Origin of the sequence: Shewanella sp. 5_MG-2023, from assembly GCF_030547465.1 — a bacterium.
Taxonomy (GTDB): Bacteria; Pseudomonadota; Gammaproteobacteria; order Enterobacterales; family Shewanellaceae; genus Shewanella.
This window is the reverse complement of the sequence record NZ_JAUORC010000015.1, coordinates 14,648-36,058: the sequence shown is the minus strand read 5'-3', so window position 1 is coordinate 36,058 and position 21,411 is coordinate 14,648. Positions and strand designations below refer to the sequence as shown.

Here is a 21,411-nt window from a genome sequence, read left to right as displayed (position 1 = left end):
AGCATAGAAATTTTAATCCTAAATTCACCAATTAGATTTAGAGATCTAACTCGGAAATGTCCAGAGGTGAGTTACAAAATGATCAAACGATATTGTTTTCAATTGACAATAACTTCACTTCAGCTAGTGAAAACGATCAAATTTCATCAAGTCGAAGTTCAATAAATAAGCAACCCCCTGCCATTTCTGATCAAACATTATTGCTCTCAAACATGAACAGTGAATCAATTAGCCTCAAAAACAGGTTATCTCAGGAGGGGTCAATAATGAGCATAATAAAGGGAGCTAATCAGCTCCCTTTATTGTGACACTTTTTTAAGCATAGACTTGTTACTAGCCATGCAAAAAGTGAACTGCTATGCTTTCATGACTTTCTCGCCACGGGCAAGACCTACAACGCCTGAGCGAGAAACTTCAATTACCTTTGTGACTTCAGCAAGCGCGCTGATGAAGGCATCTATTTTTTCGCTGGTACCGGCCATTTGAATGGTATACAAGCTGGCGGTGACATCCACTATTTGACCACGGAAGATATCAGCAGTGCGTTTGACTTCTTCACGCATCTCTCCTTGGGCTTTAACTTTGACCAATGCCAGTTCTCGCTCAATATGGGCATTTTCAGTTATGTTAGAGACTTTTAAAATATCAATTAACTTATGAAGTTGCTTTTCAATTTGTTCGTGAACATCAGCTTCAGCATTCACCGTAATATTAAGGCGTGACAGGGTGGTGTCTTCTGTTGGCGCAACGGTTAAGCTTTCGATGTTGTAGCCACGCTGAGAAAACAGTCCAACCACACGAGACAATGCCCCTGGTTGGTTTTCTAATAATACAGAAATAATACGACGCATTAGCTTCTCTCCGTTTTACTTAACCACATATCTTTCATTGCTTCTCCACGGATCAACATTGGATAAACATGCTCTGTTTCATCAACGCTAATATCAACAAAGACTAACTTGTCTTTCATTGCCAATGCTTCAGCTAACTTTGACTCTAATTCGTTAGGATCACTAATCGTCATGCCAACATGGCCATAAGCTTCAGCGATTTTGGCAAAATTAGGCACTGAATCCATATAAGAGTGTGAATGACGACCTGAATAAATCATGTCTTGCCATTGCTTAACCATACCTAAGAAACGGTTATTCAAATTAATGATTTTTACTGGGGTGTCATATTGCAGCGCAGTTGAAAGTTCTTGAATATTCATTTGGATTGAACCATCACCCGTAACACACACTACGGTTTCATCTGGCATCGCCATTTTTACGCCCATGGCAGCAGGTAAACCAAAGCCCATGGTGCCAAGCCCGCCTGAGTTAATCCAACGGCGTGGCTTATCAAATGGATAGTAAAGCGCGGCAAACATTTGGTGCTGACCCACATCAGAGGTGACGTAGGCATCGCCATTGGTTAATTTATGCAGTGTTTCGATCACTTGCTGTGGCTTTATGCGATTACTTGATTTGTCATAGGCTAAACAATCTTTTTCGCGCCATTGATTAATCTCAACCCACCAAGCATCAAGCGCTTCGCTGTCGTTGGTTTTTTCGGTGTCATCAAGTAAAGCTAACATGCTATCGAGGATATTTTCAGCAGAGCCAACAATCGGTATATCCACTCGTATGGTTTTAGAAATAGATGCCGGATCAATATCGATATGCAAAATGGTGGCATTAGGGCAATATTTTTCTACATTATTGGTGGTACGGTCATCAAAACGCACCCCAATACCAAAAATTAAGTCACAGTTGTGCATCGCCATATTAGCTTCATACAAACCGTGCATGCCTAACATACCTAAGCATTGTGGGTGAGTGCCAGGGAATGCGCCTAAGCCCATTAAGGTATTAATGACTGGAATATTGAGCTTTTCAGCTAGGCGAATAATTTGTTGGTCGCAACCTGAAATAATAGCGCCGCCGCCCACATATAACACCGGTTTTTTAGCCGATAACAGCGCTTGTAATCCACGGCGTATCTGACCTTTGTGGCCTGCGGTTGTCGGATTGTAAGAGCGCATATTAACGCTTTCAGGGTAAATGTATTCGTGCAGGACTTCAGGGTTTAAGCAATCTTTTGGTAAATCAACTACGACAGGGCCAGGTCTACCGGTTGCTGCAATATAAAAAGCTTTTTTGATGATTTCGGGGATTTCACGGGGATCTTTAACTAAAAAGCTATGTTTGACAATAGGGCGTGAGATCCCAATCATGTCACATTCTTGGAAAGCATCATTACCAATCAAATTACTCGGAACTTGGCCTGATAAAACCACTAAAGGAATAGAGTCCATGTAGGCGGTAGCAATACCGGTAATGGCGTTAGTAGCACCAGGACCAGAGGTTACCAGTACGACACCCACATCACCGGTGGCGCGGGCATAACCATCAGCCATATGCACAGCTGCTTGTTCATGTCTTACTAGGATATGTTCTACGCCAGAATCTTTGTGCAGCGCATCGTAGATGTCGAGTACTGAGCCACCTGGGTAGCCGAAAATGTGTTTTACGCCTTCATCGATTAACGAGCGCACTATCATGCTGGCGCCGGATAATTTTTCCATTGCTAAATCCTCTTAAGTTACCGTTATGGTAAACAGTATCTTGCTACAACGACGGTAATCGTTCTAAAAATAAGCCCGAACGGTAATTCGAACTCGCTTATCTACGCAGTAGAAAACCGCCTCAGATAATTTGACTAAATATGTATCTTGCTGATTTCCAAGATACCTTCATCATATTTATTTTTGAGCACGATACAAGTGTCTTGTTGAAATAAAGTAATTTAGGTGAAAGTATTTCATGATTGTTTAAGATAAATGACAATTAGGCGTTTTAAATTAATTAAAAAGCGTGAAAACTGCAGAAACTTGAATTAAACCGAGTATATTACGCTTGCTTGTATCGTGTTGTTTTTCGGACAGGTATTTGCTGAGTTTAAGGTGATTTGATTAAAAATGTTTAAATAGGAAATGTATGGACCCATCTGTTGTCATGTTGATGCTATCGGCCGCACTATTTTGCGCTACCATGACGGGTACGCCAGGGCCTAATAATGTGCTATTGGCTAACTCTGGAGCTAATTTTGGTGTTAAACAAACCGTACCGCATATGATTGGGATCCGTTTAGGCCAAACCAGTTTGCATGTGGCTATGTTATTGGGGTTAGGGTCTTTATTTGAGTCATGGCCGCTACTGCATCAGATGTTAAAATATGCATCCATTGGCTATTTGATCTATCTCGCGGTCAAAATAGCCACGCAACATGGACGCAATCAAGCCAGCGAAAGGGCTAAGCCGATAACCTTAGTTGAAGCGGCCTTTTTCCAATGGATAAACCCTAAAACATGGATGGCTTCAATTAGCTTATTAAGCGCATTTACTATTAGTGGTGATTTATATTGGACAACGGCAATTGGTGGGGTGCTGGTATTCAATATTGTAGGGCTACCAATGTCATTGCTTTGGGTACTGATAGGCTCTTCTATCAGTCAGAAGTTAAACACACCTATTCGTCAGCGAAATTTTAATTGGTTGATGGCGGCGATGTTACTAAGCACATTACCTATGGTGTTAGTGTGAATTTAAACGGCTCTTTATGAGCCGTTTTATTACAAGTTCAAGCCGCTAGATGATTAGTTTCTTGGCTGGGTACGTTGAAACAATAAACAACCCATTACCAGCATTACTGATAACAACATCATCGCCGAAAATGGCACCGCGGTGCCAGTATAAAAGAAAGCCAATAAAGGGCCAGCTAATGAGCCAAAGCCAAATCTCAGAGTGCCAATTACAGCCGTTGCAGTACCGGTTTCTTGTTTAAATTTCATCAACACAATGGCATCGGCATTAACTGACATCACTCCTAAACAGCCCATTAATGGGATCAGCATGGCGACAGTAAAGTGGTAACTCAAGCCTAAAAGATTCACCAGCAACAAACCTGCGGCTGCTAAGGTGGCAAACACGGTTGCAGCAAACAGCATTCTGTTTGAGCCAAAACGCCCGACAATTCGAGAGTTTAAAATGTTCGCCAACATCAGAGCGCCGACATTAGTACTGAATAATATTGAAAATAAGGTTTTATCTAAATCAAAGACTTCCATATAAATGAAAGGCGAAGCTGTTAAATAACAGAAAAACGCAAAGGAAGTCAGTACTCCGCAACTAATATTGAGTTTCACACCTTGGCGGCTCAGCACGGTTTTATAGGCGTTTAAAAAAGACTTATTACTGCGGGCATCTTTTGCTTTGTCGCTGGGCATTTTTAATTTAAAAATAACCAACAAAAGCAAAAATATAGCATAACAACTTTGGCTTAAAAAGATTAACGGCCATTCACCCACTTCTAAAATTAAACTGCCTACACTGGGCGCAAGTAACGGCGCTAACATCATTATTAAGCTGACGTAAGACATTCCTTTGGCAGTATTGTCACCATAAACTTCCTTAATATAACCAGGTACCACAACCGTGGCAGCTGCGCCAATAAATGCTTGGGCAAAACGCAGCGCTAAAAATAACTCAATATTAGCGGTGATAGAAATAAAGAAACTGATTAAGGTAAACCCACTTAAGCCAAAAATGACCAAGGGCCTACGGCCAAAGCGATCAGCAAGCGGGCCAAAAGTGAGCATCCCTAGCGCGTAGCCCGCAAGGTAAATACTTAACGATTGCTGCACTGTGGTGACATGGGTTGAATAGCTGTCAGCAATGGCAGACATTGCTGGTAAATACATATCGATGGCTAATGGGGTTATGGCCACAATCGCAGCCAGCATAGGGATAAGCATGGCAAGGTTTGGGGAGTTCTGCGTCGAGGTCACAGAAGGAGAGTTAGAAGACATGCTGACAAAAACCTCATTGGATAGACATAAAATAGGATCACATCGAAGAATTTTATAGGAAAGAGAGTACGAAATTCTGGCAAAATTTTACCATGAAAAAGGTGATCAGCATCGAAAAATATCAGGAATTAAGTGTATTTTAATCTTTACTAAATCAGACTGTTGAGGCTTAACATTAAAGTAACATTGTTGTCGTCTTAGTGTCATCGAACTTGAGTAGCTTAGCGCCCAACTTTGCAACAATTACTTAATAGAGACTAAAGCATGAAAACGAAAATTTTTCCGTTAACCACACTTTTGCCGTTAACCACAGTAATGTCAATGATGCTGCTAGCAGGCTGTAATGGTGATGATGGTCTTAATGGCGTTCAAGGTGTTGATGGTACGAATGGTTTAAGCTCGTTAATCTCAATCACTGAATTAACTGCTGGTAATAGCCAGTGTCCTTTTGGTGGTCAACAGATCGACACGGGGATTGATGTAAACATAAATGGTGTTTTAGACACAGATGAAGTGCTTACTGGCCAAACTCAAATACTATGTGCTGAAGCTCAAGGTCAATTGCAGTTAGGGCTAATCGGTCGTTATGAATCAGGAATTTATGGCCAAAGCGCAGCAGAAATTGTTGACTTTCATCAGGTTAGCAACAGCGTATATGTAGTTAATGCACAAAGTGGCATGTTAGATGTCCTTGACTTATCTTCGTTAGCAAGGGTTAGTTCCGATGACATAACTGCGATTACTTTAAACAACCTCACTAAAACCTTAAGTGTAAACGTTGCTGAAGATGCTGAAATTAATGATTTAGGCAGCGTCAACAGTGTCAGTATTTATGGCGACTTATTAGCCGCTGCAGTTGAAAGAGCTGATAGTGCCGGCAATGCGACCCAAGGCAAGGGTATCGTTGCATTTTATCAATTATCAGCCACTGCAGAGCCTGAATTTATTAAGGCCGTAGAAGTAGGGGCATTACCGGATAATGTGGTTTTTACCCATGATGGTGCCAAACTGGTTATAGCAAATGAAGGTGAGCCAAACTCTGATTATAGCGTTGACCCAGAAGGTACTATTGCGTTGATAGAGATTACCGATGGTCTGCCAGCAGATACTGCTACTTTGATTGATTTTAATGAATTTAATCTAGGTGAAGCTCGCCATAATGAGCTTAGTAATATGATTAAGATTAATGGACCAAACGCTTCAGTTTCACAAGATCTTGAGCCTGAGTATATTGCAGTGTCCAAAGATAATCAGTTTGCTTATGTCAGCTTACAAGAAAACAATGCTATCGCAGTGATTAACTTAGAGAATAATACCGTCGAAGCCATTAATGCTTTAGGCCTTAAAGATTACGGTAAAGCAGGTAATGAGCTTGATGCCAGCGACAAAGATGATGCCATTAATATCGTTAATTATGCTGGTGTCTATGGGATGTATCAGCCTGACACTATCGCCAGTTTTCAATGGCATGGACAAGACTTTATTGTCACAGCCAATGAAGGTGATGCTCGTGATTATGATGGTTTTTCTGAAGAAGCCCGCGCCGATGATTTGATTTTAGACTCAAGCCACCCGCAAATATTAGCCGCCCAAGATAAAACTCAATTAGGCCGATTAAAGGTTACCACTAGCATGGGTGATGATGATAATGACGGCGATTTTGATAAAATTGTATCTTATGGTGGCCGCTCATTTTCTATCTGGAGTCATGCTGGTCAATTAGTCTTTGATAGTGGTAATGACTTTGAGAGGATTACCGCAGCAGTGCTAGGTGAAAACTTCAACAATCATAATGAAGAAAGCAAAGGCGATAGTCGCAGTGATGATAAAGGTCCTGAGCCTGAAGCGCTAGCGATAGGTAGAATCGGTGATAAAAATTATGCTTTCATCGGCTTAGAGCGTACATCTGGGATAATGATTTACGATATTACTAATCCTTTTGACGTCAGTTTTATTGACTATGTGGTGAACCGTGATTTTGATATCGACTTTGAAATAGACGGCGAAACCATGAGTGGGCAACCTGAGCTTGTGGGTGATTTAGGCCCAGAAGGGATGAAATTTATTCTAGCTGAGGATAGCCCTACAGGTTTGCCATTATTAATTATTGGCAATGAAGTAAGCGGCAGCACCAGTGTTTATCAAATAAGTTTTAATTAGCACAAAATAAGCTAAATCCATCGTTACACTCGAGCAGCAATCTTGACTCAGAACACTTACTCCAAAGACCAATATCAATTGATATTGGTCTTTTTGGTTTTTTGGTTCGTATGAGACAAGACATTATTGTTGTTTTTAATAGCAAAAAGGTGATTTTATTCTGATCTAGATCATGTATTCTGTCATTGTTTGATCAAGTTAACTATTTATCTAGGAGCACTCAATGGCATACGCAGACAGTCATACTTTTTTAATGGGTGAACATGTCATTTTAGAGCCGTTAACACTCGAGCATGTGCCAGCGCTAAGTCTTGCAGCTGCTGATGGCAACTTATGGGAGCTTTGGTATACCTCGGTTCCACATGCCAATGATATGAAAGCTTATGTTGAAAAAGCCATAGCCCAAGAACAACTTGGCGAAGCATTGGCTTTTGCCGTGCGGGACAAAACCTCAGGTGAGGTGATCGGTAGCACCCGTATCTGCCAATGGGATCAACCTAATCGTCGCTTAGAAATTGGCTACACTTGGTATGCAAAACGTGCCCAGCGCACCGGTGTTAACACCGAAACCAAATTGTTATTACTCGATTATGCGTTTTCAACCTTGGATGTCATGGCGGTGGAATTTCGCACCCATTGGCACAATCAAGCATCAAGGCAGGCAATTACGCGTCTTGGGGCTAAGCAAGATGGGGTGTTAAGAAACCATAAACTTTTGAAAGATGGCACAGTCAGAGACACAGTTGTTTACTCCATTATTGATTCAGAATGGCCAACGGTTAAGCAGCATTTAAAGCATCGTTTAGCTCATTACCAACAACAATTTAGCAATAGCATTGCGCACTCAGAAATTAATTACTAAGAAAGGATACAGTATGTTTAAAAAAGGATATCAGTTCGCCGCTGCGATCACGTTAGTTGCCACTAGCTTAAGCGTACAGGCGCAAGATAAAGCTGAAGCCGCATTTACTAATGAATTAGTCCAATGTGCCGCATATTATCAAATTAGCTCTAGCATGATTATGGGTATGAATGCGCCGCAGATGAAACCGGTTGGTGAAAGATTGAAAACATCAGCAGTTGAAGCTGAAAAATTAGCCGCGGGCTACTTAAGTGCCGAAAAGGCGGCTAAAGCGGTCACAGAAGCGAAAAACCAGCAGCTTGCCAGTTTACAAGGCCAAAGCGGCTTAGGTCCGTTAATGAATAAATACAAAGAAGTGTGTAAAAAAGCGGTGTTAGACCCTAAGGCGCGTCTCGATTACTGGGCAATGGTCACTATGTAATTTTAAGTTTGCGGCGCGCCAAGGTATTTTAAACCAAGGCGCGTTAGTTTTGTTAAAGTCTGAGCTAGTACATATAATGCAATTATCCCTCATGCAGTTAATTCTCATACCAAGCTCCAAGCCATAATCGATCGACTGAAATCGGTATTTAGTCATTTATTTTTGAGTCCATTTCCCTTTAGCTGTTTGGATAAAATGACTTTTTCTGGCTGCGGCAATGGCTTTTTGCGCGGCTCTTGCAGCGACATCTTCAGTGGATAATTTATTCTTTTTGGCAATTTTTTGATAATGTAGCTTTCGCTTACTATTTACCTCAGTTATTAATGTTTTTGCGTCGTTATCATTGACCACCAAACCAAGATAACCATTAGTTTGCTCACCAACTAATCCTTGGTCTTTAGCTTGTTGCAATGTCAACGCAGCTACATTTGAACTCAGTGTTAACCCTAGAAGTAACGTTAAAACTAAAGCCATGATTTTTGTGTTCATTATTGCTTCCTTATTGATTAAAACAGCTCATCATCTTCTAAAAGAATATCGAGCTCTTTATCGATTTTTATAATGATTTCATGCTCAATTTTTACATTAAGATTAATGACAATAGGCTTATCTGGTGGCTCAATTTTAACGGTTGGGGTACAGGCGCCTATCAGCAGTACTGATGCGGCAATAAGAAATAATCGGTAAATCGACTGAGTGTTCACAAAGGTGTCCTTTTACTTCACGGAACGTTCAATATCATTTTGCAGTTGGTTACCAATCTGCGTGCTTTTGTATAATTGAAATAGGTTCTCTTCATGAGAGTAGTTCAAATGAATAGGTCGTTCAATATCTTTGCTTTGTCCTTTTACTTGAACGGCTAATTGGGCATCGCCATTTTGTTGCATATCAAGTGTGCTTATTAGCTCGGAATACTGCAAGTGTTCTAATGCTTGCGCCACTATCTCTAAATGAGGTTGGCTTGCGTTCACTTGCTCAAGTGCTGGGTTATTAGAGACTTTGATTAAGCCGCCAGGGGCTCGGGCGGCTAAATGGCCTCCGGCAATATTAATTTTTCCATCAACTAAAGTCGCGGGTAAGACTCCGTCAAAGATCCCATCGGCATATACGCCTACTTGAGGCTGTGCTGCCAGTAAGGTTTGTAAACTAATGCCGTTAAGCATCAAATAGCCTTCTGACTTATCGTGTAATTTTAAAAAAAACTCAGGTATTAAAAACTCGCCATCCAGTAAATTGCCCCGTGCTGTTAAGTTGACGTCTGTATCACTTAAACCTGTGATTTCTTGTAACCAGTTCTTGGCAGGTATTTGCTCATTTTTACCTAATGAAATATCGGCTTTGAGATTGAGTTCATCTAAGTTTATGCCGACATAGGCGTTAGCAATGTTTAGCTCAGTTTGTTGACACAATAATCGACTTTGGCTGTAGGTTTTTGTTAATAATTGTGAGCTATGGGCTTGTTGCCAGTTAAATTGGCATTGGGCATTGATACTGCCATTATCAAAAAACATTTCGTTGTACTGCGCCTCAACATCAGAGAGTGACTGAGTAAATTTCATTTCAAATAAGGATACCCCTTGGCTTTCAACAAGGGCAAAACCAGCATCCAATTTATTATGGCCTGCAATGGATAAATCACTCGGCAGCATTTGAGTTTGCGCTAACACTCCAAGCAGAGGGGCTAAATCAGAGTCAGTGTGCCACTGACCGGCTAATGATAAAGGGTTATTATTTTTAGGTAGTTGCAGTAGGTGGTAGCTCGATAGTGCTAGCTCATCAAGTTGCCAAAGCTCTTTACCTGTGAGCAGCTGGCTGTGTAACTGCAGGTTTTGTTCAAGGGTTAAGCTGTCTAATCGCAGTAGTGGATAGCGGCGCAGTTTTGATTTAGTCGGGATCAATTTATCGATGCGGATATCGTTTAATTGCCAGATTAAATCACTGCTATTGCGCTGATTTAATAATGACGTAAGTAAGCTTGGTTGGCTTTTGATGTCATTAGTTGAATTGTTACTAGCTAGATTCTTAGGCTGGTTCATACTTGAAGGTAAGAGCTTTGAGGTTAATTCATCCACGGGTAACGTCGCTGGCATAAATAACTCAATTGCTTGTTTAGCATCAACAGCAAATTGGCCTAAATGTATTTCAAGCGATTCTTTGGCGTTAATCGTATCAGTTGCCGTGCTTAGATCTTGAAGATGAAACTTATCAAATCCGAATGAGAAGTCATTGAGCTTTATTTGGCTGCCGTCAATGGTTGAACTAAGCTCGCTAGCCCCTTGTTGTTGCCAGTTAAGTCCCTCAAAGGCGATAAGTTTGTTGGCAGATATTAAGCTTAAATCACTAAGCTGTAATTGAGCGTTTTGTTTGAGGCTAACTTTGGTTGTGGGGTGATTTTGACTTAGCTGATGCTCAACAGCTAATTGGCCTGTTAAGCTTGCGCCATCAATAATTAAAGTACTGTCGACATTATCTAAGTGACTTAAATCAATTGGTTTAACTTGGTTGATATCAACATTTATTGCGCTTTTTACTTGGTAGTTTTCATTAGCAATAGCGGCGCTGTTATCAGTAAAAATGAGCTGAGTAGTAAGCAGTGGATGGGCTATTTGTGCATTGAATGAAGCTATATGTAAATCATAATGGCTATTTGAGTTTGGGCTATCGTTAGCCAGTGTGATATCCATGTAAGTCGGTGAGTTAAACGCCAAAGACCAGTCAATAGTGGCGTCACCCTTAGGTAATCCTGTATTTGTCTCGGCGCTAAGCTTAGCAACTTGAGTCAGTAATGACTGTATATTGTTCTCACTTTGGTTTTTTTCGAGATTTTGGCGATCTTCGACTTTTTGATTCACGTTGGCAACGCTATCTGCACGATTACCTTGAATATCATTTAAGTAACCGCTGAGTTTTATAAGCGCCTTTGGGCTGGTGGATTGCTGCCACGAAAACGGCGCTAAAGAAATTGATACCCGCTGATTAGCATTATGTGTATCTTGTGGCTGATAATTAACCTCGAGGCTGATGGGCATTTCAGGTTTAAAGCTAATAGTACTATTAACGTTATTGTCAGCAGTTGGCGCGATTTCAATATTGCTAATTTCGTGATGACTGCTGATTGACCCACTTGGTAAATCTAATCGTGTTTGCCCTAACCAGTTGCCATTAAATTGATAATTTGCCGCTGAAATAGGCGTTATTACAGGGGCTAAAGCTTGGGATAATAGTTGTAATCCCTGCTGTTCATCTGTATTCGTGGTGGCCGTTATTCTCTGAGTCACTGACTGTTCCAGCAATTGCAGGCTTTGGAGCACTTTATTGATATCGACATCGGAATTAAGCTGCCACTCACGTGGATTTAGGCTTAGCGCAATATCAATAAACTCTTGCTGCATAAGCAACAGCTTACCTGTCAGTATTGTTGAAGTTGAAGTAGCAAAAGATGTAGCAGCGCTTTTTTTACGACTTGTTTGATTAACTGCTATGTTTTGATTTTGACCACTGGCAGCAAGGCTTAAATTATGCGCCTCGATTAACGGCTGAGTTAAGTCTTTATCATCAGCCCAGTAAATATTTATCTTAGCCAGCTCAATGAACGGCAAATGATTGATACTCAGGCCGACATCAGCGTCAGTTGTTGCTTGGTTATCTTTACCCACAAAACGGCGCTTAAGAAATGAATAACCTAAGTTAACATCAATTCTTTCTACTGTAACAGCCTCAAAATCTTGTATTGTCAGAGCCATGTTTTTTAATGCGCCATAGCCATCGACTAATCTTAGCTCGGCATTGTGTAAGCTAATTACACTATCTTCATACTCAAGGGAGATAAATTTAAAATTGAGTTTATTAACAGTATCAAAGCTAACCGCGAGATCTTTAACCTGAATATCATAAGCCGAGGTGAGGGTGTTAAGTACTTTTAAGGCGATAGGGCGAAAATTTTGTTGCAGCACAAGCAAGCCTAATGCAATGGTAAAAAAGCATAGGATAAAGAATCGTTTAACAGTAAAAAGGCGAACTGTCATTTGGGCTGAGTAGTCTTTTAAGATATTGATTGTAAGCTAGTTTATCACAGCAGTTTACTCGCTGATATCACCCTGTTAACAACAGCAGGTTAAGCTGTGCTATTAACAGGGAAATAACTGATGCAAATTATGCTTATCGCCAGCGAATGTGGGTTGTGAGGGTATGACTTTCACCTGCTTGCAAGTGAACTTCATCTTCTAATACGTTAGCCGCTTCAAGGCAAACCATAGTGAGATAGTCATTATCATTAAAGCGAGATAAACGCTGGGACTTATCAATCCACGGATTCCATAACACCGCAGACTGGCTGTTTTCACGGCTGACTTCAATATCACCAGCTGCAGTATGCAGTACCTGGGTTTGTGCTAAACCTGTATAAACTCGGTCAGTTTCACGGTCAAATAACACGTCGTCAGACTCTTGGGCAAAAGGGCCTTTGGCAAATTCTATGTATTTGGAATCTTTAAAGCCTGAGGCTTTAAGTTGATGAATATCCTCAATAGGAAAATAACTGTGCAATGCTTGGGTAAAGTTAATTGGGTAATCAGCATTGTTTTTATTCACTATGCTGACAGTTAACGTTTCAGACAGTGAAAATAATACACTTACCTCAGTATCATGTGGCCAATACTGTTGCTGCTCGGCTGAAACTTTCAAGGTAAACACTAAATCAACAATTTGATTGCGCATTTTAACGGATGCTAAAGACCATAAACTGGTGCGGGCAAAACCATGCTGCGGGAAACCTTCAATGTCACTGGCACCAAACCATGGCCAACATATTGGAATGCCGCCGCGAATACCGTTACCCGGCTGATAATCATCAGCATCAGAGACCCATAACAAAGGCGCTTTATCTTTGGGCTGGAAAAAATCTATTTGAGCCCCTTGATGAAATATACGTGCCTGACAAAGTGGGGTATTAACTTCGACAAATTCCAAACCGTTTGGGTGTTTTTTAGTGGTAACCGAACCCATAATGCGTGTTCCTTGTTGTAGATATCGTTAGAGAAATAACTAAGCTCTAGCTTACAAAGTTTTGCGACATAACTTAAGCTATTTGGGCTTTGATTTTATGGTTTAAGTGTTCGGCAAAAGCGATAAGCAATAATGCTAATGTTGCCGAGATTAAGTATTAAGTGATGCGCTTTAATATAATCATTTAATTTAGCTGCGGCTGAAATGTAATAAGCGATTATTGGCCGGCATTGAGGTGTCGGCTTGTAAGCTTAGGCCTTGATCGCTTGCAAGTGATGTTATCCACTCTATATCTCTAATACCGCTTTGAGGGTTATTTTGCTTAAGCCACATATCAAATTGCGCATTACTGTCGCTACTAAATTGACCTTGATAATTAAACGGCCCATAAATTGCGACATTAGCATGTAAATTAAGATATTGCCCTAAGCCTTCAAAAAAGGCGACTACCATAGATTCGCTCATAATGTGAAGAGTATTGGCGCTAAATAAACCATCAATGTTTGTCGCAATTTGTGCACTTGGCCAAGCCTTGGTGACATCAAGTTCGATTGCGGCTAGTAGGTTTTCAGGGCCTTCAATGTGGATGCGGCTATTAAGCTGGGCTAAGTAATCACTTTGATCGCTAGCTTGCCAGATTAAGTGAGGTAAATGTTTAGCAAAATAAACACAATGCTGACCAGTACCACTGCCGATTTCTAATACTTGTGTTGAACTTGAAAAAACCGACTTTAACTCAGTTAAAATCGGTTTTTTATTATTTTCACAAGCTTGGGAAAACGGCAGTTGAGAGAGTTCGCTTAAGATAGGTCGACCTTTTCCATTTCTAATTGCTGCAATGCGATAACTGCTTGGGTGCGGTTTCTCACCCCGAGTTTACGAAATATTGCTGTGGCATGGGCCTTAATTGTTGCTTCAGATACACCAAAGTCATAGGCGATTTGCTTATTGAGTAAGCCTTCTGCAAACATTTGCAATACCCGATATTGCTGCGGGGTTAAGTCTGAAAGCTTACTGGCCATTTGGCTTGAAGGATCATCAGAAACGGGGAGTACTTCAGTTCCTTTAGGCAGCCAAATATCTCCTTGAAGAACGCCATCAAGGGCTTCTTTAAGGGTATCCATAGATGCCGACTTAGGAATAAAGCCTGAGCTACCGTAATGAATAGCACGACTGATGGTTTGGATATCTTCGTGAGCTGAAATCACCACCACAGGAATGTCAGGGTAATGGCCACGTAAATGTATTAGCGTAGAGTACCCATGGGATCCCGGCATTTGAAGATCAAGTAAAATGAGGTCAAGCTCACTGGCTTTATCATCAAGTATATGTTGCAGCGCTTCAGCACTGTCTGCTTCAAACCAATTGGTACCTTGAAAGGCATTACTTAACGCTTGTCTTAATGCATTTCGAAATAATGGATGGTCATCGGCAATAATTATATTTAAGTTATGTAGCTTCATGGCTTTTTAATAGTCTTGTTTGCACGTGAAGAAGATTTAATGTAACAGATAAGTAAGATAAAATTCTAGGGTTTATCAAATACAAAGCGGCAAACGAACAATTTAACTCATTATTTTAGACTTTTGTCTAATAAGCTTATGGGTTAAAGGCATGATTGTACGTAAAAACAGAAAGTAACGGAGCGAAAGAGTCATTCCGTTACTTAAACCTGCTTTTTGATAAGCAACTCGCCATTGAATAGGGTCAATCACGATTTATGATGGGCAGTTTTTTATAGCAATTTGAGTTTATGGCCACACTTGAGTTGGAGCGCGCTGCTCATCAACGGCGACGAATGTAAATACCCCGCGTATGGCATGCTCACGCTTGTCTTTATACATATCTTCAAGGAATATATTCACTTCAACTTTAATTGATGTGTTACCGACGTGGATAACGCGGGCAATTAACTCAGCTAAGCTACCTGCCGGTATCGCTTTTTTAAAATCAATGCGATCAGAACTAACAGTAACTAAAGACTTACGGCAAAAACGGGTGGCCGCAATAAAGGCGGTTTCATCCATCCACGCCAATGCATCGCCACCAAAAAGGGTGTTGTGATGGTTGGTATTGGAAGGGAAAATTGCTTTAATCACTCGCGACTCTGATTGTTCGATTCGCTTAGCGACATCTTCATGAAAACTAAGCTGTGATGTGATTTCTGTTTGACTAGTGGAGGGCATATAACGACCTAATATTATGCTTTTATGTGGCGGCTTCGCCAAGGTGGCGGGATTATACGTTTAAGCGGGAATAAAGGGTAGCTGTGCGAGGGAGTAGTAGCCTTAGATTAGCAAAGTTTAATTAATAATATGCACAAGTTTCATGAGCCTCTAACTTGTTTTAGGTTAAATCAACAAGGCCAATAACACAGGTTTTTAGTAGGCTAATACTTTAGCAATGTGGTACTAACCTGCGCTGCTGGTTTTTCTGTAATGCTTGGGGCAAATATCGTTACTATATATAAACGGTCAAATTCAGATTTCTCATTAATCTCAGTGCCGGGTTCGCCGCCCAGTAAATTCACCAGTTTAGGGGTGGTATTGCTGTGTCCAACCACTAATACCTTAGCGCCACTATTAAGCTGTAATTGGCTGGCAAATTCAGCTAACTCTCTGGGATTATAGTAACTGATTTTGAGGTATTGTGAGTTAGCTGTTGGCAGCGCTGTTTGCTCTGTGCGCTGGTATTGAGTGCTATAAACGGCATCAAGCTTAATTGCTGATAAGGTATTCGCTAAAGCAAGGGCGCGATTTTTACCTTGTTCTGTTAATTGTGGATCTTCACCAGTTTGTTTTTCACCATGGCGAACCAAAAAAATGGTGCTGGTTTTATGGGACGTTGATGCACTAGCGTTAGACATAGCAGGAGTATTATGGCTATTTACTGCGGCGTTTTTTTCATTGGCTGTGGCGAGAATTGGCGAACTTAATCCAATGAAAATTATCGATATGATGCTTAACTGAAATATAATTTTTACTGAAGGGTAGCTCATCATTTTATTATCGCTTTTCGGGGGGAGTTGTTGATTAAGTAATTAACGAGAGTCGCTTAATATTAGTCACTTAACCTTAGTCAAGTAACATGAGTCACTTTACCTTAGTAAAGTAACATGAGTCACTTAACTTTAGTAAAGTAACATGAGTCACTTAACTTTAGTCACTTAACATTAGACTAGGACAGCAATTAACGAGACTATTATTACTGTCTTAGCCTAGATAAATAACTCAAGTGGCTAGCGATGGCTGACTTTAAAGAACAGTAGAATGTCCAATAATTTATCCGATGGAAAAATCTAGTTGCAGGGTGGTTTCTGCTTCAACGGGTTTGCCATCAACAAATTTTGGCGCATAACGCCATTTCTCAAGTGCTTTTAATGCTTCTATTTCAAAGGATTTCCCACCCTTGGATTTTATCACTTTAGGATTGGTGACAAAGCCATTTTTATCAATCGTTAATGACAATTGAACTAAGCCTTCTTTTCGTTGAATCAGCTTTGATCTGGGATAATTAGGGTTAGATCTAAATAGTGGTGTTTGCTCTTGATTAGCTTCCCATGGCGTCATATTTCCAATGGCTACGCAATGCTCGGTAGCCTTGGTTGGCTCATCTTGCAAGCTGTAAATTTCAACTAATTTAGCGTGAGCACTTAACTCGAAGGGATGGTCATAATCGAGCACGCTGTACTCTTTAATGGCTTGTAAAAGTTTAGTTTCAGCTTCAGAGTATTGTTTTTCCCAAAGTAATACTGAGCCGAGCAGATAGGTAGCATCGACTCTATCTGCAGAATTAGCCGGTAAATGCTGCACGTATATCGTTTCAGCATCAATTAGAAATTGCTTAACTCTAGAAGTATAAAACTCAGTATTCACCAAGCGTTTAAATGCCAGCATCAAGGTTTTAGCATGTAATAGTGGATTGCCAGAGTCTTCACTAATATTTATTGCTTCATTGAGTAAAGATCTTGCTTGTTTGTTATTTGTAGTGGCATCGGCCAGTAAGGTGAGTGGATCAATTAATTCTATATCGTCAATGGCGTCACCATTGGTACGATAAATATCTAAGGCCAATTGGTAAAAAGTCATTGCTTGTGATTTTTGCGCGTTTTTAGTTAACGCAGTAGCTAAATTTAAGGCTAAATTAGCGCTATTAATATTATCCTCGCCAAATTTGAGCTTACCTAAATCAAACGCTAACCGGGCATATTGTAGTTCTAACACCGCATCATTATTTTCTAATGCTAAATTATAATCTTTAAATGCAGTATTAAAATCGCTGTTAGCAGCCAAAGATGTCACAGGCAAAAGTAAGCTACTAACAAGTACAGCTATGGTTTTAAGAGATGATGATGATTTCATGTAAATCCTTTTAAATAATCAATATTTTGTGCTTGATATTTTCCTTTAAGCTGGCAGTTTTTTTTACCTGAGTCAAACTTGCAAGCTGTTAGCGGCAAAAACATTGAGCTCATGGGGCAATAATTGTTTAAGGCTGTGGCGGCAAATCTATTTATAGGTAACAGGTTTTTATCGGCAATTTATGTTGCTATTCCCGCTATCTCTACAATACTTAAAGCTTAAAGCATCATATTTTTGTTTTAAAAAGGCAAGGTTGGTTGTTCCAATGAACGATTCAAGGATGAAGTATGTCACCATTTGCAGGCTTGTTAAGAGAGCTCACCGCATCAAATGAATCATTATGCATTTGGCGTAAAGTGGTATTTGACCGGATATTTACCACGTTAGCCTTCCTTTGTATTCCCGTTTACTTTACTAGTGTTTATTTGTGTATTGTTCAAGGCTTATGGCCGATGGCGATCTTTAATACAGTGGTTTATGCCACCTTATTGCTGATTATTTATAAAAACAACTTAGCAAATAGACTGCGATTCATCATTGGTTGCTTACTTGCCTATATGATTGGAACAGGCTTCTTACTGGCGATAGGCCCAAGTGGTGCCGGTTTTTTCTGGTTATTTCTTTTTCCTCCATTAACAGGGGTGTTATTAGGTCGTAATGCCAGTTATTGGGCGCAAATACTCAATGCCATGTCGTTAGTTATTGTCGGTATTTGCGGTCATTATAATTGGTTGCCTTGGCCGAGTATTGAAGGCTACAACAGTATTATTTGGGCGGTTGTATGCATTAATTTTGTGGCAGCTAATGCCATTCTTACGCTTTCTGTCAGTTATTTATTAGAAAAATTATTCAGTTCGTTACAGTCAACATTAACTTCAAGAAGAGCAACTGTGATTGGTTTAGCCAAATTGGCAGAATATCGCGACAATGAAACAGGCGCTCATTTATTACGTATGCAGCACTATGCCGCGTTATTGGCAAGCCAAAGAGGGTTAGACAAAGATGCGCCTAATGAGTTAACTGGCTCATTTGTAGAAGAAATAACTCTGTCAGCTGTATTACATGATATTGGTAAAGTGGGGATTGCCGATGCTATTTTATTAAAACCGGGTCGACTAACCCCTGAAGAGTTTGAAAATATTAAAGCTCACCCAGTGATTGGCGCAGAAGTGTTAGATTCTCTAATTGAATTTGCGCCTCAATGCAGTTTTATAAAAATGGGCCGTGATATTGCTGGTGGGCATCATGAAAAGTGGGATGGCAGTGGTTACCCTAAAGGGCTAAAAGGTCTCGAGATCCCATTGTCTGCAAGAATAGTCGCGCTAGTGGATGTGTACGATGCGCTGACTTCACCACGGTGTTACAAAAAGCCCTTTAGTCATTTTGAAGCGGTAAGAGTGATAGTTGCAGGAAAGGGCAAACATTTTGATCCAAGGTTGGTTGAGAGCTTTATGAGCGTACATGAACAATTTCAGCAATTATCATTAAGCTCATTAGATGACGATCCCGCTTATACCAATGTTCCTTGTTTACAAGCAGTGGAGCCGTCGGCACAAAAAGTGAGTTAACGTCAGTACAAGTTAAAGCGATAAAAAAGCCAGTTAGGTTACCCTAACTGGCTTTTTTATAAGTTAATACTTGAGCCGTTATTTGGCTAAAAGTGCTTTACGTTCTTTAGAGGCTTGGGCTAAATCACGTAATAATTTTTCTGAGTCTTCCCAATGCAGGCAAGCATCAGTGATACTTTGACCGTATGTTAATGGCTGGCCTTCAACGACTTTCTGGTTGCCTTCAATCATAAAGCTTTCTGCCATAATCCCTGCAACCGCAGTGCTGCCAGCGCGCATTTGCGCCATGATGCTATCAGCAACTTTTAGCTGGTTTTTATGTTTTTTCTCACTATTACCATGGCTAAAATCAACCACCATACGTTGGGTTACGCCAACGGTTTCGAGCTGGGCGCGGACGATTTCAACATCTTCGGCTGAATAGTTCGGGGTTTTACCACCACGTAAAATGATATGGCCATACGGGTTACCGTGTGTACGATAAACTGCCATAGCACCATCTTTATCTGGTGAATAGAATATATGTGGTACTTGGGCGGCGCGAACAGCATCGACTGCAATATTAATGTTGCCGTCAGTACCGTTTTTAAAGCCAACAGGGCAAGATAAAGCCGACGCCATCTCACGGTGAATTTGGCTTTCAGTGGTGCGGGCACCAATAGCGCCCCAGGTAATTAAATCGGCAATATATTGACCATTGACCATATCTAAAAACTCAGTGGCAATAGGCAGTTTTAATTCAGTGATTTGCTGAAGTAAATGACGCGCCATACGTAAGCCTTTGTTTGGGCTAAAACTACCATCAAGATCAGGGTCTGAGATTAATCCTTTCCAGCCAACAATAGTACGCGGCTTTTCAAAATAAACCCGCATCACAATGCATAAGTCGTCTTTTAACTCATGGTGAAGTTTGGCTAACCGCTGGGCGTAATCTAAAGCGGCGTCGGTGTCATGTATTGAACAAGGACCAATGATGACCAATAAACGTTGATCTTCGCCAGCAATAATGGCTTCAACTTCATGACGTTGCTCAACTAAATAATCGGCAGCATCTTGCGTCAGTGGGTATTCAGATGCGAGTTGCGCAGGAGAAATAACCTTACATAAAAGGGATGTACGTAGTTCGTCTGTTTTAATAGTCATTCACTTTACCGAGCATGTTTGCGATGAATTAACATCATATTGCTCGAGATTATAACTAATTAGCAGGCGTTAGACACGGACAAATAATGCAGGTTTTTGAACTGATATCATTTTATTCACATAAGTTAGCCGAAAATGTTATGAATTTCACATTTTCGGCTTAACAGTTAAATAACCACAGCGACATTAAAATTAAAACATGTGACGCTTCAGCCCGGTAATATCGAGGATTTTAGCTGAAATCTCTTCTACAGAATGAGATGTGGTATTAACAAACGGGATCCGTTCTTTTTTATACATCATTTCTACTTCTTTCACTTCAATCCGGCATTGTCTTAGTGATGAATAGCGGCTGTTTTCCATGCGGCCTTGGCGAATTTCATGTAAACGTTGGGGATCAATGGTTAAGCCAAATAATTTGGACTTATTACGTTTTAACGCTTCAGGTAACTTGAGATTATCCATGTCATCTTCAACAAAAGGGTAGTTTGCTGCTTTAATGCCAAATTGCATAGAAAGATACAAACTCGATGGCGTTTTACCGCAACGAGAAACACCTAGCAAAATAATGTCAGCTTTATCCATATGTTTCATGGTTTGACCGTCATCATTATCTAAAGTGAAATTAATCGCATCAATACGATTATCATAAGATTCGTTAGTCGTGCTTTTACCGTGAGTTCGGTTGATCACCGGCGCAGCTTTTATACCCAGTTGTTGTTCTAATGGCGAAACAAAGGTGTTCAAAAAATCATAATCTAAACCTTCACTGGAGAAAATAATATCGCGAATGTCGGAATTTACGATGGAATGGAACACAACGGGTCTTAAGCTTGTTGTAATAAAACTATCATTGATTTGTTGTTTTACCTTTTCAGCTTTAGCAATGCTGTCAACAAATGGAATTGTAAGTGCTTCAAAATCAACTGGAAATTGGGATAGGACAGCATGGCCAAATACTTCTGCTGTGATCGCGGTCCCATCTGAGATATAGAATACTTTTGGTGTCATTTCAGCCTCTTGTAGTAATAAAATTACAA

Annotated in this window: 19 protein-coding genes; 5 read left to right on the top strand and 14 right to left on the bottom strand. The window is 40.4% G+C overall.

Features of this window, described 5'->3' with window-relative positions:
• Positions 1 to 356 precede the first annotated feature (356 nt).
• Together ilvN and Q4557_RS10470 are read right to left on the bottom strand one after the other, a co-directional pair.
• Positions 357 to 851, bottom strand: a complete 495-nt coding sequence (ilvN, locus tag Q4557_RS10475; RefSeq protein WP_076537586.1) for an acetolactate synthase small subunit — start codon at positions 849 to 851, stop codon at positions 357 to 359.
• The gene (locus Q4557_RS10470) at positions 851 to 2,569 is read right to left on the bottom strand and encodes an acetolactate synthase 3 large subunit (RefSeq protein WP_102530656.1); all 1,719 of its coding nucleotides are present in this window, start codon (positions 2,567 to 2,569) and stop codon (positions 851 to 853) included. The genes ilvN and Q4557_RS10470 overlap by 1 nt, the downstream gene beginning before the upstream one ends.
• Before the next feature lie 412 nt (positions 2,570 to 2,981).
• Here Q4557_RS10470 and Q4557_RS10465 point away from each other — a divergent pair, with 412 nt between their 5' ends.
• Positions 2,982 to 3,587 carry a LysE family translocator gene (locus tag Q4557_RS10465; protein WP_102519679.1) on the top strand — a complete coding sequence of 202 codons (606 nt, stop codon included), beginning with the start codon at positions 2,982 to 2,984 and terminating at the stop codon, positions 3,585 to 3,587.
• A 53-nt stretch (positions 3,588 to 3,640) separates the two neighbouring features.
• On the opposite strand, the gene Q4557_RS10460 is transcribed toward Q4557_RS10465, so the two are convergent.
• Positions 3,641 to 4,852, bottom strand: a complete 1,212-nt coding sequence (locus Q4557_RS10460) for a multidrug effflux MFS transporter (protein WP_303412549.1) — start codon at positions 4,850 to 4,852, stop codon at positions 3,641 to 3,643.
• A 264-nt stretch (positions 4,853 to 5,116) separates the two neighbouring features.
• Here Q4557_RS10460 and Q4557_RS10455 point away from each other — a divergent pair, with 264 nt between their 5' ends.
• The 3 genes from Q4557_RS10455 to Q4557_RS10445 all read left to right on the top strand — a co-directional run bounded on the left by Q4557_RS10455 (position 5,117) and on the right by Q4557_RS10445 (position 8,295).
• A complete protein-coding gene (locus Q4557_RS10455) occupies positions 5,117 to 7,012 on the top strand; it encodes a choice-of-anchor I family protein (RefSeq protein WP_303412548.1) in 1,896 nt (631 codons plus the stop codon).
• A gap of 223 nt (positions 7,013 to 7,235) precedes the next feature.
• Positions 7,236 to 7,874, top strand: coding sequence for a GNAT family N-acetyltransferase (locus Q4557_RS10450; RefSeq protein ID WP_102438183.1), 639 nt, complete (start codon positions 7,236 to 7,238; stop codon positions 7,872 to 7,874).
• A 13-nt stretch (positions 7,875 to 7,887) separates the two neighbouring features.
• On the top strand, positions 7,888 to 8,295 hold the full coding sequence (locus Q4557_RS10445) for a hypothetical protein (protein ID WP_102438181.1): 408 nt from the start codon (positions 7,888 to 7,890) through the stop codon (positions 8,293 to 8,295).
• 156 nt (positions 8,296 to 8,451) lie between these two features.
• Here Q4557_RS10445 and Q4557_RS10440 read toward each other — a convergent pair whose 3' ends face one another.
• From Q4557_RS10440 to Q4557_RS10400, 9 genes are all read right to left on the bottom strand, one after another.
• Positions 8,452 to 8,784, bottom strand: coding sequence for a YdbL family protein (locus tag Q4557_RS10440; RefSeq protein WP_102476248.1), 333 nt, complete (start codon positions 8,782 to 8,784; stop codon positions 8,452 to 8,454).
• A gap of 17 nt (positions 8,785 to 8,801) precedes the next feature.
• On the bottom strand, positions 8,802 to 8,984 hold the full coding sequence (locus Q4557_RS10435; protein ID WP_303412634.1) for a YnbE family lipoprotein: 183 nt from the start codon (positions 8,982 to 8,984) through the stop codon (positions 8,802 to 8,804).
• Between the two features lie 27 nt (positions 8,985 to 9,011).
• Positions 9,012 to 12,248, bottom strand: a complete 3,237-nt coding sequence (locus tag Q4557_RS10430) for a YdbH domain-containing protein (protein WP_303412544.1) — start codon at positions 12,246 to 12,248, stop codon at positions 9,012 to 9,014.
• Positions 12,249 to 12,453: 205 nt separating this feature from the next.
• The gene (locus Q4557_RS10425) at positions 12,454 to 13,299 is read right to left on the bottom strand and encodes a D-hexose-6-phosphate mutarotase (RefSeq protein ID WP_102438173.1); all 846 of its coding nucleotides are present in this window, start codon (positions 13,297 to 13,299) and stop codon (positions 12,454 to 12,456) included.
• A 189-nt stretch (positions 13,300 to 13,488) separates the two neighbouring features.
• The gene (locus Q4557_RS10420; protein WP_102438171.1) at positions 13,489 to 14,130 is read right to left on the bottom strand and encodes a DUF938 domain-containing protein; all 642 of its coding nucleotides are present in this window, start codon (positions 14,128 to 14,130) and stop codon (positions 13,489 to 13,491) included.
• The gene (locus Q4557_RS10415; protein WP_076537614.1) at positions 14,100 to 14,762 is read right to left on the bottom strand and encodes a response regulator transcription factor; all 663 of its coding nucleotides are present in this window, start codon (positions 14,760 to 14,762) and stop codon (positions 14,100 to 14,102) included. The genes Q4557_RS10420 and Q4557_RS10415 overlap by 31 nt, the downstream gene beginning before the upstream one ends.
• 288 nt (positions 14,763 to 15,050) lie before the next feature.
• A complete protein-coding gene (locus tag Q4557_RS10410) occupies positions 15,051 to 15,485 on the bottom strand; it encodes an acyl-CoA thioesterase (RefSeq protein WP_303412542.1) in 435 nt (144 codons plus the stop codon).
• 203 nt (positions 15,486 to 15,688) lie between these two features.
• On the bottom strand, positions 15,689 to 16,300 hold the full coding sequence (locus Q4557_RS10405) for a histidine phosphatase family protein (protein ID WP_303412541.1): 612 nt from the start codon (positions 16,298 to 16,300) through the stop codon (positions 15,689 to 15,691).
• Positions 16,301 to 16,580: 280 nt separating this feature from the next.
• Positions 16,581 to 17,660 carry a TonB family protein gene (locus Q4557_RS10400; RefSeq protein WP_303412540.1) on the bottom strand — a complete coding sequence of 360 codons (1,080 nt, stop codon included), beginning with the start codon at positions 17,658 to 17,660 and terminating at the stop codon, positions 16,581 to 16,583.
• Between the two features lie 287 nt (positions 17,661 to 17,947).
• Between Q4557_RS10400 and Q4557_RS10395 the strand changes: the two genes are divergently transcribed.
• On the top strand, positions 17,948 to 19,228 hold the full coding sequence (locus tag Q4557_RS10395; RefSeq protein ID WP_303412538.1) for an HD-GYP domain-containing protein: 1,281 nt from the start codon (positions 17,948 to 17,950) through the stop codon (positions 19,226 to 19,228).
• A gap of 78 nt (positions 19,229 to 19,306) precedes the next feature.
• On the opposite strand, the gene Q4557_RS10390 is transcribed toward Q4557_RS10395, so the two are convergent.
• Together Q4557_RS10390 and Q4557_RS10385 are read right to left on the bottom strand one after the other, a co-directional pair.
• Positions 19,307 to 20,371, bottom strand: a complete 1,065-nt coding sequence (locus Q4557_RS10390) for a 3-deoxy-7-phosphoheptulonate synthase (protein WP_102476251.1) — start codon at positions 20,369 to 20,371, stop codon at positions 19,307 to 19,309.
• Between the two features lie 192 nt (positions 20,372 to 20,563).
• The gene (locus tag Q4557_RS10385; RefSeq protein WP_102476252.1) at positions 20,564 to 21,382 is read right to left on the bottom strand and encodes a pyruvate, water dikinase regulatory protein; all 819 of its coding nucleotides are present in this window, start codon (positions 21,380 to 21,382) and stop codon (positions 20,564 to 20,566) included.
• Positions 21,383 to 21,411: the final 29 nt, after the last annotated feature.